The sequence below is a fragment of the Corynebacterium curieae genome, from assembly GCF_027570035.1.
In the GTDB taxonomy this organism is placed as follows: Bacteria; Actinomycetota; Actinomycetes; order Mycobacteriales; family Mycobacteriaceae; genus Corynebacterium; species Corynebacterium curieae.
This window is the reverse complement of the sequence record NZ_JAKMUU010000023.1, coordinates 1-1516: the sequence shown is the minus strand read 5'-3', so window position 1 is coordinate 1516 and position 1516 is coordinate 1. Positions and strand designations below refer to the sequence as shown.

The 1516-nt window shown below is 53.0% G+C and carries 1 protein-coding gene; it reads left to right on the top strand.

Annotated features, from left to right (window positions below; translation table 11 throughout):
- The first annotated feature begins 165 nt into the window (after positions 1–165).
- Complete coding sequence (locus tag L8V01_RS11865) at positions 166–1374, top strand: IS110 family RNA-guided transposase (RefSeq protein ID WP_269947167.1); 1209 nt, start codon at positions 166–168, stop codon at positions 1372–1374.
- Positions 1375–1516 lie beyond the last annotated feature (142 nt).

Genomic DNA, 1516 nt, shown 5'->3' with positions numbered 1-1516 from the left:
GGGTGATGCCGCCGAAGGCAGTGACATACTCCAGACTGCTAATAGGAACCTGACCCGCACAGAATGTGCGAGGTCTCAAAGTAATGTGGATGCCAGCGTGAAGTATGTCCGACCACCAGCGATGAAATAAGTCCCATACTCATTCAATTCGCTAGGAGGTCTAGCATGACCTACGACTATGTCATCGGCATGGACGTCGGCAAATACTTTCACCACGCTTGCGTCTTAGACATCGACGGCACCCAGGTGCTATCTAAGCGCATCAACCAAAACGAAAAATCCTTGCGCACGCTGTTTTCAACGTTCAGCGCACACGACCACAAGATCCTTGTCGTCGTGGACCAGCCAAATAACATTGGTCGACTAACTGTCGCGGTTGCCCAGGATATCGGAATCGACGTGCGCTACCTTCCCGGTTTGGCTATGCGTCAACTCTCACGCATCCACGCTGGCAATGCCAAAACTGATATCCGGGACGCCTATATCATTGCCCACGCTGCAAAGAACCTTCCGGAGTCCCTCCGCAGCGTCGACCGTGTCGAAGAAGCTTTCCTCCAATTGAAGGTCCTCAACGGTATCGACGAAGACTTAGCGCGGTCCTACACCAGGCTCATCAATCAGATTCGAAGTGCACTAGTAGGCTGCTACCCGCAATTCGAACAGGCCCTTCGCGGTCAGATAATCCACCGCAAGTGGGTTCTGCACCTACTTGCACGCTACGGCGGACCGACCAAGATAAAACGCCTCGGAAAAGCCAAGGCAGCTGCCTTTGCTCGACGATATAAGGCACGCAATCCCGAACCTGTCCTCGATGCCATATTCGCTGCTATCTCTGAGCAAACAGTCACCATTGCAGGTGCGCACTATGCCGAAATGGGCATAGCAATGTCGGCGAAAGACGCACTCTTAAAACTCGAACATCGCAAACAAATCGAGCAGGAAGTCATCGAGCTCATCAACGACATCCCCCACACTCAAATCCTGCTATCCATGCCAGGAATCGGACCAAAGACGGCAGCACAAATTCTCATGACCGCTGGCGATATGTCCGACTTTCCGTCAGCTGGGCACTTGGCCTCTTACGCTGGTTTATCGCCCCGAACGAATCAGTCCGGAACCTCGATCATGTCGAACTCACTGAACCGTGCCGGCAATAAAAAATTAAAGAACGCCCTATGGCAATCATCTTTTGCATCCATCAGATTCCACGAGCGTTCCCGGCAATTCTATGAACGAAAGCGCCGTGATGGCAAGAGACACAACGCAGCAGTAGTAGCACTAGCCCGCAGACGACTCAACGTCCTCTACGCCATGATGCGCAACCACGAGTGCTACCGCGATCCCGCCTTACAACAGGAAGGAATCGCAGCCTAAACACCAAGAACGAAACAGCCGACTGGGAAAACCCAGTCGGCTAGCAGGCATGCCCGAAAACCACACAACCAAACAACCCCGCAGAGAGAATCCGCCCCCAATTTCTCCACCCTCGAGGTTGACAACCTATATAGGAACACCC

Coding starts and splice junctions, on each gene's coding strand:
- L8V01_RS11865 (WP_269947167.1), top strand. CDS start 166: ATGACCTACGACTATGTCATCGGCATGGACGTCGGCAAATACTTTCAC.